The following is a 12,777-nucleotide window of genomic DNA, read 5'->3' as shown; positions in this document are numbered from 1 at the left end:
GGCGGGTCACGCCACCGCGCAGGGGCGGGTACCGGTCACCGGTGCCCGCCCCTCGCCGACCCGGTCGGCCTGGTCGAACCACGTGCCGGCCGGGTCGAACCACCTGACGGCGCGCTGAGCGCGGCCGGGGAGCAGCCGCACTCGGGGTGCACCTGCCAGGTGCGTACCACCGGGACCGGGTCCCACGCCGTCAGTTCCACCCCGGCGCCCTCGACGGCGGCCGGCCGCCCGTCCAGAACGGCGAGGACCTGGCCCGCGGCCACCGCCGCACCCGACCACCCGAGCGAGGTCTCGACCCCGGCGGGCGGGCGGGCCGCCACCTGGGTGGCGACCGCCGGCCAGCGTGGGTCCGCCTCGCACCGGTACAGGTCCACGCACCGCAGACAGACGCCAAGCCCCGGACGCACCAGTGGACCGACGACGACGTCCAGTTCCCTGACCAGCACCGGCAGGTGCGCGACGTCCTCGCGCATCAGGGCCCGCAACGGCACCGGGTCGACCACCCCGTGCTCGACCACCACCACGAGGTCCGGACGGGTGCCGGGCGGCACGCTCACCCGCACCTTCGGATCCGCAGCGCGCAGGACCGACCGCCCCACCTCCGCCCTGTTGACGCCGACGTCGCCCGGGCGGAACATCCCGGCGCCGACATCCTCCGGCCGCACCCGGGACCGGTCCTGCAGAAGGACGGACCCGACGCCCGCCTGGGCCAGGATGCCCGCGACCCGAAGGCCCAGCTGGTCGACCCCGCAGACCTGGACCACCCGGTCGACCCGCGGGCCCGGGCCCTCGATCCCGGCCACCTCGGCCGCCCGCCAGTACCGGGCATCCGGGTCGGCACCAGAGCCGGCGCTCTGCTCGTCGTCCTCCCGCAGGACCCCCGCCGTCCGGAGACGTTCGAGCATGGCGTCGACGTCCACGGTGCGCACCGAGTGGGCGTTCGCGAGCGTGAGCAGGGCCGCCCGGTCGATCTCCCGACCGAGGGCCTCGAGCACCCGCTGCTCGCCGTCGCTCAGTTCCTCCAGCAGCACCGAACAGCGCGGGTCCAGCCCCACCTGGGACGCTCCGGGCGATCGCCAGTAGACCTCGAATCCGTCGTGAAGTCGCATGTCCCCTCCCTCGGACCCGAGCGTGCCACGGCGCGCGCGAGCCGGTCGTGGAAGTCACGGCGGCTGTGGATAACCGGGTCGTGCTGTGCCACAGTGAAGCCGAGATGAGCGAGCGGGAGATCGAGGGCCACGGCACGGTCGAGGTGCGACGCAGCACCCGCCGTCGCAAGACCGTGTCCGCCTACCGTGAGGCGGGCCGGACCGTGGTGGCGATCCCGAGCCGGTTCACCCGGGCCGAGGAGGACGCCTGGGTCGCCAGGATGCTGAGCCGGATGGCGGCCTCCGACCAGCGCCGCCGACCGTCCGACGACGCGCTCGCCGCGCGCGCGGCGTACCTGTGTGCCACCTACCTCGACGGACTCACCCCGCCGGCGTCGGTGGCCTGGGTCGCGAACCAGGACACCCGCTGGGGTTCCTGCACGCCGGCGCGCCGCACCGTCCGGATCTCCGACCGGGCCCAGGGCATGCCCGAGTGGGTGCTCGACTACGTGCTCCTGCACGAGTTGGCGCACCTGCTCGTCCCGGGCCACGGCCCGGACTTCTGGGACCTGGTCGGACGCTACCCGCAGACCGAGCGGGCCCGCGGCTTCCTGCTCGGGGTCACCCACGCCCGCGACCTGCCGGCCGGCTGAGTCGCCGCAGCCCGGCCCGCCGGGTGGCGTGGCCCGGTCAGTCCCGGTCGCCGTCGGGCTCGGAGGCCCCGCCCCGATCCTCGGGCGAGCCTTCGGTACCTTCCCGCCCGCCGCCGTCGTTCTCGGCTGCCCCGGCCTCATACCCGAGCTCGCCGTCCAGCATGGCCGCTAGTGCGGCGTCGACGTCGTGGTCCTCCTGGGCCGCGAGGGCACGCCGGGCCAGGAAGCCGGCCGGGGAGTCGAGGTCGGCCGCGTTGGGGATCACGTCCGGGTGGGACCACAGGGCGTCCCGGGCCTGCAGGCCCTGCTCGCGGGCCACCAGCGCCCACAGGGACGCGGCGTCCCGGGCCCGCCGCGGCCGCAACTCCAGGCCGACGAGGGTGTGGAAGGTGTCCTCGGCCGGTCCACCGGCCGCCCGGCGCCGGCGCAGCATCTCCCGCAACGGCACGTGGTGGGGCAGGTGGGGGGCCACCGCGTTCGCGGTGACCTCCTCGACCCAGCCCTCCACCAGCGCCAGGGCGGTCTCCAGGCGGGACAGCGCCTGTTCCTGGGACGGGGTGTGCTGAGCGGCGAAGATCCCGCCGGAGAGGGCGCTGCGGAGCTGGTCCATGTCCGTGGGGTCGATGGACCGGACCTGCTCCTCCAGGTGCGCCAGGTCGATCTCGATGCCGCGGGCGTACTGCTCGACGGCGCCCAGCAGGTGGCCGCGCAACCACGGCACGTGGGCGAACAGCCGGGCATGGGCGGCCTCCCGGACCGCGAGGAAGTGCCACACCTCGTCCTCGGGGGCATCCAGGTCGGCCGCGAACTCGCGCAGGTTCGCCGGCACCAGCAGCAGGCTTGGCTCGGGCAGGAGCGGCAGTCCGGTGTCGGTCCCGCCGAACACCTCGCGGGACAGGGTGCCGGCCGCCTGGCCCACCTGCATGGCGAAACTCAGGGCGCCGAGGCGGCGCATCATGGCGCCGATGTCGACCCCACCGAGCATCGCCGAGGCCTCCTCGGGCAGTTCCTCGGCGCTCATCATGGTGGCCAGGGCGTCAGCCACCGACGTCGCGATGGGTTCGGCCACGGTGCGCCACGTGGGCAGGGTCCGCTCCACCCACTCGGCGCGCGAGGCGGCGTACTGCTTGCCGCCCGACGGCGGGAGTTCGGTGGCCGCGTCGAGCCAGAGATCGGCCACGCTGAGCACGGACCGGGTCTTCGCCGCGTCCGCTGCCGAGACGCTCGGATCGCCACCGGTGTGCGCGGCCTGCCGGGCCACGTCGTGGGCGATCCGCCAGTCGGACGCGCCGCCGTCGTCAGCGGACAGGATCTGCCGCATCTGTGACATCGCCGCCGCCATCTGCTGCGGGTTCTGCGGCATGCCGGCGACCGAAGCGAACTGCTCCGGATCCACGCCGCTGGCCTCGAGGGCGTGCATGGCCTCCTCGGCCGCCTCCGGCCCGAGCATCTGCTCGAGCATGCGGCGCCACTCCTCGCGGCCTGACGGGGTCTGCTCGGTCATGCCTCACGGTAACCACACCGGCGTAGGGATGCGATGCCCGAGCGGGTGGCTTTCGCTCAGGGCGCAGGCTCAGGGGATGATGGTGGAATGTCGATGCAGGCGCCCGAGTCCGTGATGCACCCCGAACCGCTCCAGGACCCGGCACCGCCGAGCCTCGGCGGCCGGTGGCGTGGCCTGCGCCGGCGCCTCGGGCTGACGACCCGCTCGGTCACCATGACCGTCTCGGGGGTGGTCGCCTTCGGGCTCCTGCTGACGATGATCCTGCAGCCCGTGCCGTTCGCGGTCCAGGGCGCCGGGCCCACGTTCAACACGCTCGGTTCGGTCGACGACGTGCCCTTGATCACGGTCGAGGGCGCCGAGACCTACCCCACCGAGGGCGAACTGCGGCTGACCACGGTGACGACGGCCGGTGGTCCGGGGTTCCCGGTGGACGTCGGGAGCGTGATCCGTGGCTGGCTGTCCGCCGGGCGGAAGGTGGTGCCGGTGGAGACGGCGGTGGACCCCACGCTGACCCAGGAGGAGCAGGACCTCATCGGCGCCCAGCAGATGTCCACGTCGCAGGAGAACGCGACCGTCTCGGCGCTGACCGCGCTCGGCTACGAGGTGCCGGCCACCCTGACCATCTCCGGTGCCGACCCGGACCGGGGCGCCGCCGGTCAGGTAGAGGAGGGCGACGTGATCACCTCGATCCGGACGCCGGACCTGCCGACGACGACGATCACGACCTACGCCGACCTCGACGCCGCGCTCACGGCGACCCCGCCGAACACCACCGTGACCCTCGGGGTCGACCGCGTCGGGGTGGCGACCGACGTCGAGATCGTCACCTCTGACGACGGTGCCGGCGGCAGCCTGCTCGGCATCTACCTGAGTGCCGACTTCGACTTCCCGGTCGACGTGGACATCCGGATCGAGAACGTCGGCGGCCCGAGCGCCGGCACGATGTTCGCGCTCGGCATCATCGACCAGATGACTCCCGGCGCCCTGACCGGTGGTGAGATCGTCGCCGGCACCGGAACCATGTCGCTGGCCGGGGAGGTCGGCCCGATCGGCGGCATCACGCTCAAGATGTACGCGGCCGAGCGTGACGGTGCCGACTTCTTCCTCGCGCCCGCCGCGAACTGCGCCGAGGTGGTCGGCAACGTCCCGGACGGCCTCGAGGTGTTCCGGGTCGCCACCCTCACGGAGGCGGAGACCGCCGTCGAGGCGATCGCGGCGGGGGACACCGCCGACCTGCCGGTCTGCACCGCGGACTGACCCAACTCGGCATGACCGGGTTGGGCCCGGTCGGCCGAGCCCGCCCGGACTCAGTGGAAGGTCGCCGCCAGGGCCTCGACCAGGCCCGGCACGGCGTCCGGCCCGCCGGCGACGGCGTCGTCGCTGTCGTTCGCACGGGAACGCAGCGCGCACCAGCTCTCCCCGGTCCGCAGCCGGCCGGCGGCGATCCGCACGTCCTGCCGTTCCGGGTGGTTCATCAGGTAGTCCACGCCGGCCGCCGGGTCCTGCGGCATGTTCGCCTCGGCCTCTGGGGGCACCACGATCCGCTCGACCACGATCGCGGCACCGGCCACCGTCTCCGGCCAGGCCAGCTGGGCGAGCAACTCCTCCAGGTTCTCCGACTCGGGCAGACCGTCCTGCTCGATGGAGGTCAGGTGCTCCGGGTCGAGCCGGGCGGCGTCGATCACCTCCGGCGGGAACTCCTCGGCGAGCGCAGGGTTGTCCGCGAGGGCCTCGGCCGTGCGGATCAGCGCGAACACACTCACGGGGGCGTCCCACCCGGCCGCGGCCGAGTGTTGCTCGATCTCGATGACGGCCATGGTCAGGGAGCGTTCGCGGGGGGTCATCTCGGTGGTCACGCCCCCATCGTCGCAGCGTCGGGAGAGTATGCGAAACTTCCAGGAGGGCTCGTGCGTTGTGAGGTGTGAGAGCACGCCGTCCAGCGCTGTGCCCGCACTCGCCGTCCTGACCCAAGCCCCCTGAGGTGCCACCCGTGTCATTCGCTGCCAGTCGATCCGCCCGCCCGAGCGGGGGTCGCCGCCGACGTGGCGTGCTGCTGCCCACCCTGCTGGTCCTGGTCGGGGTCGTGGTCGCGTTCCTGATCCTGGCCCGGTTCTGGACCGAGTGGCTCTGGTTCGACCAGGTCGGCTATAGCGAGGTGATCCGGACCGAGTGGGTCACCCGGGCGCTGCTGTTCCTCGCCGGCGGCCTGGTGATGGGCGGCGCGATCTGGCTGAACCTGTTCCTGGCGTACCGGCACCGGCCGATGTACGTGCCGACCACCCAGCAGCAGCAGGACCTGGACCGGTACCGGGAGGCGTTCGAGCCGCTGCGCCGGATCGCGTTCATCGGCGGCCCGATCCTGGCCGGCTTCTTCGCGGGCTCGGCGGCGAGCACCCAGTGGCAGACCGCGCTGCTGGCGGTCAACGGTCAGGACTGGGGCTCGGCCGACCCGCAGTTCGGCATCGACCTCTCCTTCTACATGTTCAGCCTGCCGTTCCTGCGGTTCGTCGTTTCCTTCCTGATGACGACGACGTTCTTCTGCGCGGTGGCCGCGGTGTTCACGCACTACCTCTACGGGGCGCTGCAGCCGATGGGGCGCGGTGAGAAGATCTCCCGGCCGGCGCGGATCCACGTGGCGGTCCTGGCCGCGGTGTTCACGCTGCTGATCGCGATCAACTACTGGCTGGACCGGTACTCGCTGCTGTCCAACGACGGCGAGCGGTTCAGCGGTGCGTCCTACACCGACATCAACGCCGTGCTGCCCGCGAAGGCGATCCTCGCCGGAGTCGCCGTCTTCGTCGCGGTCCTGTTCATCTACACCGGCGTCCGCGGCAACTGGCGCCTGCCCGCCGTCGGGGTGTCCCTGATGGTGGTCTCGGCCATCCTCGTGGGCGGCATCTACCCGGCCATCATCCAGGGCGTGCGGGTCGGCCCGAACGAGCAGAACCTCGAAGCGGAGTACATCCAGCGCAACATCGAGGCGACCAGGGCGGCGTTCGGACTCACCGACGTGCAGGTCGAGCCGTACAGCGCCGAGACGGTCGCGACCGCCGGTGCCTTGCGGGAGGACGCCGAGTCCACGGCAAGTATCCGACTGCTGGATCCGCAGGTGGTCTCACCCACGTTCCGGCAGCTGCAGCAGAACCGGCAGTACTACAACTTCCCCGAGACCCTCTCGGTCGACCGGTACACGATCGACGGCGAGAGCCGGGACACCGTGATCGCCGTCCGGGACCTGGACCTGGAGGGTTCGGGTCAGAACAACTGGGTCAACGACCACACGGTGTTCACGCACGGGTTCGGCGTCGTCGCCGCCTATGGGAACACGACCACCTCGGACGGCCGGCCGGCGTTCTTCGAAGGGGGCATCCCGAGCACCGGTGACCTCGGCGAGTACGAGCCGCGGATCTACTTCAGCCCGAACTCCCCGGAGTACTCGATCGTCGGGGCACCCGAGGGCACCACTCCGTGGGAACTCGACTACCCGGACGACAGCGCCCCGAACGGTCAGGTCAACTACACCTTCACCGGCGAGGGCGGTCCGTCGATCGGCAACATCTGGAACCAGGCCCTGTACGCGGCCAGGTTCGGCAGCGAGCAGATCCTGTTCTCGGACCGGGTCACCCCCGAGTCCCAGATCCTCTACAACCGGGACCCGCTGGAGCGGGTCGCCCGGGTGGCGCCGTTCCTCACCCTGGAGGGCTCCACCTACCCGGCCGTCGTGGACACCGACGGCGACGACACGAAGGAGGTCGTCTGGGTCGTCGACGCCTACACCACGTCCAACGAGTACCCGTACTCGGCCCGCCAGGAGCTCGAGTCCGCGATCACGGACTCGCTCAGCGAGTCCGGGGAGGTGCCGGTCGCGGCGCTGCCGGAGTACATCAACTACATCCGCAACTCCGTCAAGGCCGTGGTGAACGCCTACGACGGATCCGTCACGCTCTACGCCTGGGACCCCGAGGACCCGATCCTGGCCACCTGGGACGCGATCTTCCCCGGCAAGATCCAGCCGATCTCCGAGATCAGCGGCGACCTGATGAGTCACATGCGCTACCCGGAGGACATGTTCAAGGTCCAGCGTGAGCTGCTCGCGCGCTACCACGTGACCGACGCGGCGACGTTCTTCTCCGGTGGTGACTTCTGGCGCGTTCCGAACGACCCAGCCAGCGAGGGCGAGGTGGCCCAGCCGCCGTACTACCTGACCATGGCGTTGCCCGGACAGGAGCAGGCGTCGTTCTCGCTGACCTCCTCGTTCATACTCAACGACGACACCAGGAACGTGCTCACCGGGTTCCTGGCGGTGAATGCCGAGTCCGGCAACACCCCGGGGGAGGTGGCCGAGGACTACGGCACGCTCACCTTGCTCGAGTTGCCCCGGGACCAGACCGTGCCCGGACCCGGTCAGGTGCAGAACAACTTCAACTCCGACACCGCCGCGGCCAATGAGTTGAACATCCTCGAGCGGGGAGGCTCCCAGGTCTTCCGAGGCAACCTGCTGACCCTCCCGGTCGGTGGCGGCATGCTGTACGTGCAGCCCGTGTATGTGCAGTCCTCGACCGGGACGTCGTTCCCGTTGTTGCGCCGCGTGCTGGTGGCGTTCGGTGACGAGATCGGGTTCGCCCAGACGCTCGACCAGGCGCTCGACCAGGTGTTCGAGGGCGACTCCGGCGCGAACGCGGGGGATGCCGACGTCGACCCGGCACCCGACGAGGGCGCTGGCTCCGGCGGTGGCGACGGCACCGGCGACGGCACCGAGACGCCGGACGCCGACGCCCAGCAGCGGCTGAACGATGCGCTGGCGGCGGCGGGCACGGCCCTGGCGGACTCCGACGAGGCGCTCGCGAGCGGTGACTGGGCCGCGTACGGGGAGGCCCAGACCCGGCTCGAGGAGGCGATCGCCGACGCGGTGGCCGCCGAGCAGGAGCTGGCCGGGACCACGCCGCCGGCCGACGGCGCCACCGAGGAACCGACCGACGCCGAGACCACGGGCTGAACGCGCGGGCGTGGCGTCGGTGTGACCGGCGCCACGCCGAGCGGATTTGCCCCAGCGGAAACGGACCCGTAAGGTTATGTTCACCGACGCGGGGTGGAGCAGTTCGGTAGCTCGCCGGGCTCATAACCCGGAGGTCGCAGGTTCAAATCCTGCCCCCGCCACAAAGAACTCAGGCCCGGAACCCAGCAGGGTTCCGGGCCTGAGTGCTGTCTGCCCGCTGCTCAGGAGAGGAATCGCGTGGAAACCTGGCAACTCATCGGCATCGCACTGCTCGTGATCGTGCTGCTCGCCTCGCCCCTGTGGAAGGGGCTGCTCACGAGCCGGGCGCAGAAGGCCGGCGAGGACGCCGGGAAGGCCTTCGCCGCGAAGCGGCTACCGGCGGCGCTCGACGCGCTGTCCACCACGCTCGATCTGCAGACGGACGCCGACACGGCGACCGAGGTGATCAACGCGGCGGTGACCGTCAAGCCGAAGAAGGCGACCGCCGTCGGGCCGGGTCGCTGGCACGTGACGTTCGCGGACCGGGACGACGTCCACCTGCGCCTGACCGACATCCCGGGCGGGGTGCGCCTCGCCGTGGTGAAGACGATCGAGTTCCAGCAGTTCCCGCAGGGTGGTGGGGACTGGGCGAAGTTCCGGGAGCGGATCGTCGAGGCGGCGCGGGCGCGCGGCGTCGCCACGAGCGAGGGTGCGACCCCGCATCTGCAGCGGGTCGGTGACCCGTCGGGCAACGAGACCCTCAGCGGCGCCCCGGCCAGCATCTGGGTCGCTCCGGCCGGCTGACCCGCGGCCCGGAGCGTGGCCCGCGTGAGCGCGCCCCCGTCAGGCGGCTCGCGCGGGCCGGCGCCCGGTCAGGAGCTCTCGGGCTCGTCCTCGTGCGGAACCGTGTACGGGTTCGTGACCTCGCCGAGCGGCGGCTGACCCGCGGGGTCGTCGTCGTTCGTGTGTTGCTGCTTCGGCTCGATCCTGGGTGACATCTCAACCTCGTTGCTGACTGCCCCTGCGTTCGTGATCCTCAGGGTAATCCCGTGTCGCTCGGGGTAGGGCGGTTTTGGGCGTCCGGATCAGCGGGGCAGCACCGTCCGGTCGAGGTAGTCGTTGCGGAAGCACCCGTGCGGGTCGAGCCTGCCGGCGAGGTCGACGAAGTCACCCAGCCGCGGGTAGAGGGCGGCCAGCCGCTCGGGGGACGTCGTGAACCACTTCCCCCAGTGCGGGCGGGCGTCGAACGGGTCGAGGGCGTCCTCGATCCGGGGGAGCAGCGCCCTCACCGCGTCCGGCTCCCGCGCGAACGTGAGGTGGAACGCCACCCGGTCCCCGCCCTCGGTGCTGCTGAGCCACAGGTCGTCGCCGGCGATGGTGCGGATCTCGGAGACCTGCAGCACCGGCGCCAGCTGCTCATCGAGGCCACGCATGGCAGTGATCGCGGCGACGGCGTGGGCCCGGGGCACGAGGTACTCGCTCTGGATCTCGGCGCCCACGCTCGGCGTGAAGCCCATCCGGAAGTGCGGCAGCCGGTCGTACCACGGGCCGGGCCGGCCGAGCTGGTCGGTGCAGTTGACCGGGTCGAGCCCGTCGATCGGGTGCTGCTCGACGGCGGCTCGCACCCCCCACGGGACGTCCGGCTCGGTCTCCTCGCGGCTCTTCATCCAGACCCGGCCGGCGATCTCGGCGAACCGCGTGAACACGCTCACGCTCTGCGCGGCAGAGGTGATCGCATCGAAGTCGCCGAGCAGGTCCTCCCACGGCACCTCACGCCGCACCCACTGCCGCACCTGGTAGCGCGGCTCGAGGGCCAACGTGATCCGGGTGACGACGCCCAGGGCGCCGAGATGCACCACGGCGCCTGGGAAGTCCGGATCGCCGCGGCGCAGCGTGAGCAGCTCACCGTCGGCGGTGATCAGTTCCAGAGCGACGACGGCGGAGGCCAGGTTCCCGGTCCGGTCACCGGAGCCATGGGTCGCCGTGGCGGTGGCTCCCGCCACGGAGATGTGCGGGAGCGAGGCCATCGCGCCGAGCGCCCAGCCGGCTTCGTCGAGGGCGGTCGCGAGGTCGCCGTAGCGCACGGCCGCCCCGAAGGTGACGGTCCGGGCCTCGGCGTCGATGCGGAGGTCCGGGTCGAGCCGGTCCATGCTGATCAGGTCGCCCGGGGAGTCGGCCAGGTCGTGGAAGGAGTGCCGGCTGCCGAGCGCCCGGATGTGGGTCGAGCCCGCGACGATGCGCCGGGCCTCGTCGAGGGTGTCCGGGGTGTACAGGTTCGCTGCCGCATAGGTGTGGGTACCGGCCCAGGTGGTGCCGGGTTCGGCGGCGCGTCGGGTGACCATCGGGATGCTCCTGATCGGGGTGGAGGTGGTGACGGGGAGTGCTGGCGGCGTGGGTGCGCGCCGCGCCGTGGGTTCAGGCGTCCGGGTTCACGGAGCGCCAGGTCGGTGGTGGGGGATCGGGCGGGGTGTCGCCCCCCGGAGGGTCGGCGGGGGTGCCGCCCCCGGGCGGGCCCGGGGGTGCGGAGTCGGTGTGTCGAGCCGGTCCGGCCCGCCGGGCCTGTCGTGCCTGTCGTGCCTGTCGTGCCTGTCGGGCCCTGTCCGGGCCTGGGCCGGTTTCGGCGGCGCGCACCGACCGGATCCCCACCACGACGAGCGCTGTGATCGCCAAAAGGGCGAGCACGGCCAGCCAGGTGAACGGTGACGACGGACCGGGCACCAGCCAGACGACCACGCCGACGGCCTGCGCGAAGGCCTGGACCGCCACGGCGGGCAGGAGCCCCCGGCGCAGAGCGGCCAGCTCCACCCGGGCCTGCGGGGACAGCCCGGCGACCCGGCGGCTGAGGTAGTGCATGGCGTGCAGGCAGACGAGCAGGCCGGCACCGACGCCGGGGGAGGGTGCGCCACCGGCGAACGCCGCGATTGCTGCCGCCAGCGCGATCAGCGGGATCGTCCCCTGCGGGCCGACGGCGACGCCGACGCCGAGGGCCGCGGCCACCGCGATCGCGATCGGGTCCGTGAGGAGCATCGCCCCTGCGGCGAGGACGAGCACCCCCGCGACCACCCGGACGGCCCATGCGGGCACCCAGCGGTCCACGTCGATCTCCACCGGCGGCAACGGACGCTCGCGAGGCGTGTTCACGTCCCACCCGAACATCCAGTCCCGAGCACGACCGGCGGGACGGGCGGTGCTCATCGGGTCCGCATCCGGTGCCCGGGACGGGACAGCACCAGCAGGTCCACGTCCGCGGGGGTCGGCGAACCGTGGCCGTCCGGGTCACCGACCCAGTGCACCACCTCGACGCCGGCGCGGCGCAGTCGCTCGAGCCGGATCCCACGTTCGAGGCGGACCAGGGAGTAGGCGGTCTGCTGATAGGTGTCGAGGTGCTGCACCCGGACCTCGGGCAACACGTCGACGGCGATCACCCGGTGCGCCTGGGCGTGCCACTGCTGGGCCATCCGGGCCGCCTCGTCGTCGAGGAACGTGGAGAACACCACCACCAGCGCCGCGGCGGACACCTGCGGGGCACGTTCGCGCGGCGTCGGTGAACCCTCGGGGGCGATCGTCGCGAGCCGCTGGGTGATCCGGTCCCATTGCTTGCGCCCGCCCGCGGGTGCCACGGGCCGTCGTCGCAGCCCGAGGTCGTCCAGCCCGACCCGGTCGCCGCCGTCGAGATAGCGCTTCGCCAGTGACGTCGCGGCCTCGCGGGCCAGGTCCAGGGAGGTGGGCTCGTCCACCCGGGCCTCCTTGCCGCCGCCCCAGGTGTCGACGTCCGGGCCGACGTTGTCACGTGAGTCCACGACGAGCATCACGGTCGCGTCGGCGGTGGCGAACGTGCGCCGCACGTACAGCTCGCCGAGCCGCCCCGTGGTCACGTCCAGCGACCGGCGGGCGCTGACCCGCCAGTCGATGCGCCGCAGCCGGTCACCCGGGGTGAACAGGTTCACGTCGTGCAGGTCGGTGCCGTCGCCCACCCGCCGCGACGTGTGGGGTCCGGTCAGACCCTGCAGCCTGCGGGGCAACGGGAGCCGGCGCAGCGGGACCGCGGTGGGGTACACGGTCACCCGCAGCGGTCCGAGTCGGACCGGGCCGGCGATCAGGGTCTCGTCGTAGGAGGACCACACCAGGTCGGTGCGGAACATCGGCTGGACCCCGGTCCGTGCGGTCTCCAGGTGCATCCGGACCGTTCGGGACCCGCCGCCGACGTCGATGAGGGCCTGCCCCTGCCGATGTCCCTGGCTCGTCACGCGGACCCGGACCACCTCGGCGCCCGGCTCCGGGTCGAGCGTGAGGTCGGCGGCGACGTTCCCGATCGAGGGCCCGGATGCCGCGTCGTCGGTGTCGGTGCCCGCCGTCGGGCGGTGGGCGCCCTGGCGCAGGTCCTGGTGCGGGCCCGCCTCGGGTCTGGTGAACCAGGCCCAGGCGAAACCGAGCACGAACGGCAGGCCCAGCACGGCAACGTCGGGCCTTGACCCGATGACGCCCAGGGCGAGGGCACCCGCCCCGATGACGGCCGCTGCGATCGACTGCACCCCCGACCGCCACGGGTAGCCGGTC

At 72.4% G+C, this 12,777-nt stretch carries 11 protein-coding genes and 1 tRNA gene; 5 read left to right on the top strand and 7 right to left on the bottom strand.

Translation table 11 applies throughout. The features are described 5' to 3' along the window. Nucleotides 1-35: 35 nt before the first annotated feature. Entirely contained in the window at nucleotides 36-1,109 is a 1,074-nt protein-coding gene (locus tag EXU48_RS04775) for a ThiF family adenylyltransferase (protein WP_133106429.1), read from the bottom strand. 104 nt (nucleotides 1,110-1,213) lie between these two features. Here EXU48_RS04775 and EXU48_RS04770 point away from each other — a divergent pair, with 104 nt between their 5' ends. Beyond that, nucleotides 1,214-1,741: a M48 metallopeptidase family protein gene (locus EXU48_RS04770; RefSeq protein WP_133106428.1), complete on the top strand. Its 528-nt coding sequence runs from the start codon at nucleotides 1,214-1,216 to the stop codon at nucleotides 1,739-1,741. A 37-nt stretch (nucleotides 1,742-1,778) separates the two neighbouring features. Here EXU48_RS04770 and EXU48_RS04765 read toward each other — a convergent pair whose 3' ends face one another. Beyond that, nucleotides 1,779-3,245 carry a zinc-dependent metalloprotease gene (locus EXU48_RS04765; protein ID WP_133106427.1) on the bottom strand — a complete coding sequence of 489 codons (1,467 nt, stop codon included), beginning with the start codon at nucleotides 3,243-3,245 and terminating at the stop codon, nucleotides 1,779-1,781. A gap of 87 nt (nucleotides 3,246-3,332) precedes the next feature. Here EXU48_RS04765 and EXU48_RS04760 point away from each other — a divergent pair, with 87 nt between their 5' ends. Beyond that, on the top strand, nucleotides 3,333-4,502 hold the full coding sequence (locus EXU48_RS04760) for a YlbL family protein (RefSeq protein WP_235856832.1): 1,170 nt from the start codon (nucleotides 3,333-3,335) through the stop codon (nucleotides 4,500-4,502). Nucleotides 4,503-4,552: 50 nt separating this feature from the next. On the opposite strand, the gene EXU48_RS04755 is transcribed toward EXU48_RS04760, so the two are convergent. Then, the gene (locus EXU48_RS04755; RefSeq protein ID WP_328591619.1) at nucleotides 4,553-5,101 is read right to left on the bottom strand and encodes a PPA1309 family protein; all 549 of its coding nucleotides are present in this window, start codon (nucleotides 5,099-5,101) and stop codon (nucleotides 4,553-4,555) included. Nucleotides 5,102-5,292: 191 nt separating this feature from the next. On the opposite strand from EXU48_RS04755, the gene EXU48_RS04750 reads away from it, so the two are divergent. The 3 genes from EXU48_RS04750 (at nucleotide 5,293) to EXU48_RS04740 (ending at nucleotide 9,024) form a co-directional block, all read left to right on the top strand. Beyond that, entirely contained in the window at nucleotides 5,293-8,241 is a 2,949-nt protein-coding gene (locus tag EXU48_RS04750) for a UPF0182 family membrane protein (protein WP_235856831.1), read from the top strand. 87 nt (nucleotides 8,242-8,328) lie between these two features. Then, a tRNA-Met gene (locus tag EXU48_RS04745) sits at nucleotides 8,329-8,402 on the top strand. Between the two features lie 76 nt (nucleotides 8,403-8,478). Then, nucleotides 8,479-9,024, top strand: a complete 546-nt coding sequence (locus EXU48_RS04740; protein ID WP_133106426.1) for a hypothetical protein — start codon at nucleotides 8,479-8,481, stop codon at nucleotides 9,022-9,024. Nucleotides 9,025-9,092: 68 nt separating this feature from the next. Here EXU48_RS04740 and EXU48_RS25280 read toward each other — a convergent pair whose 3' ends face one another. From EXU48_RS25280 to EXU48_RS04725, 4 genes are all read right to left on the bottom strand, one after another. Further along, nucleotides 9,093-9,218, bottom strand: coding sequence for a hypothetical protein (locus tag EXU48_RS25280; protein ID WP_268958145.1), 126 nt, complete (start codon nucleotides 9,216-9,218; stop codon nucleotides 9,093-9,095). A gap of 87 nt (nucleotides 9,219-9,305) precedes the next feature. Next, nucleotides 9,306-10,562 carry an FAD-binding protein gene (locus EXU48_RS04735; RefSeq protein ID WP_133106425.1) on the bottom strand — a complete coding sequence of 419 codons (1,257 nt, stop codon included), beginning with the start codon at nucleotides 10,560-10,562 and terminating at the stop codon, nucleotides 9,306-9,308. Nucleotides 10,563-10,635: 73 nt separating this feature from the next. Then, complete coding sequence (locus EXU48_RS04730; protein ID WP_133106424.1) at nucleotides 10,636-11,415, bottom strand: hypothetical protein; 780 nt, start codon at nucleotides 11,413-11,415, stop codon at nucleotides 10,636-10,638. After that, nucleotides 11,412-12,752: a DUF58 domain-containing protein gene (locus EXU48_RS04725; protein WP_133106423.1), complete on the bottom strand. Its 1,341-nt coding sequence runs from the start codon at nucleotides 12,750-12,752 to the stop codon at nucleotides 11,412-11,414. Before EXU48_RS04725 ends, EXU48_RS04730 begins: the two co-directional genes overlap by 4 nt. Nucleotides 12,753-12,777: the final 25 nt, after the last annotated feature.

Source organism: Occultella glacieicola, from assembly GCF_004353825.1.
Taxonomy (GTDB): domain Bacteria; phylum Actinomycetota; class Actinomycetes; order Actinomycetales; family Beutenbergiaceae; genus Occultella; species Occultella glacieicola.
This window is presented reverse-complemented; position numbering and strand designations above follow the sequence as displayed.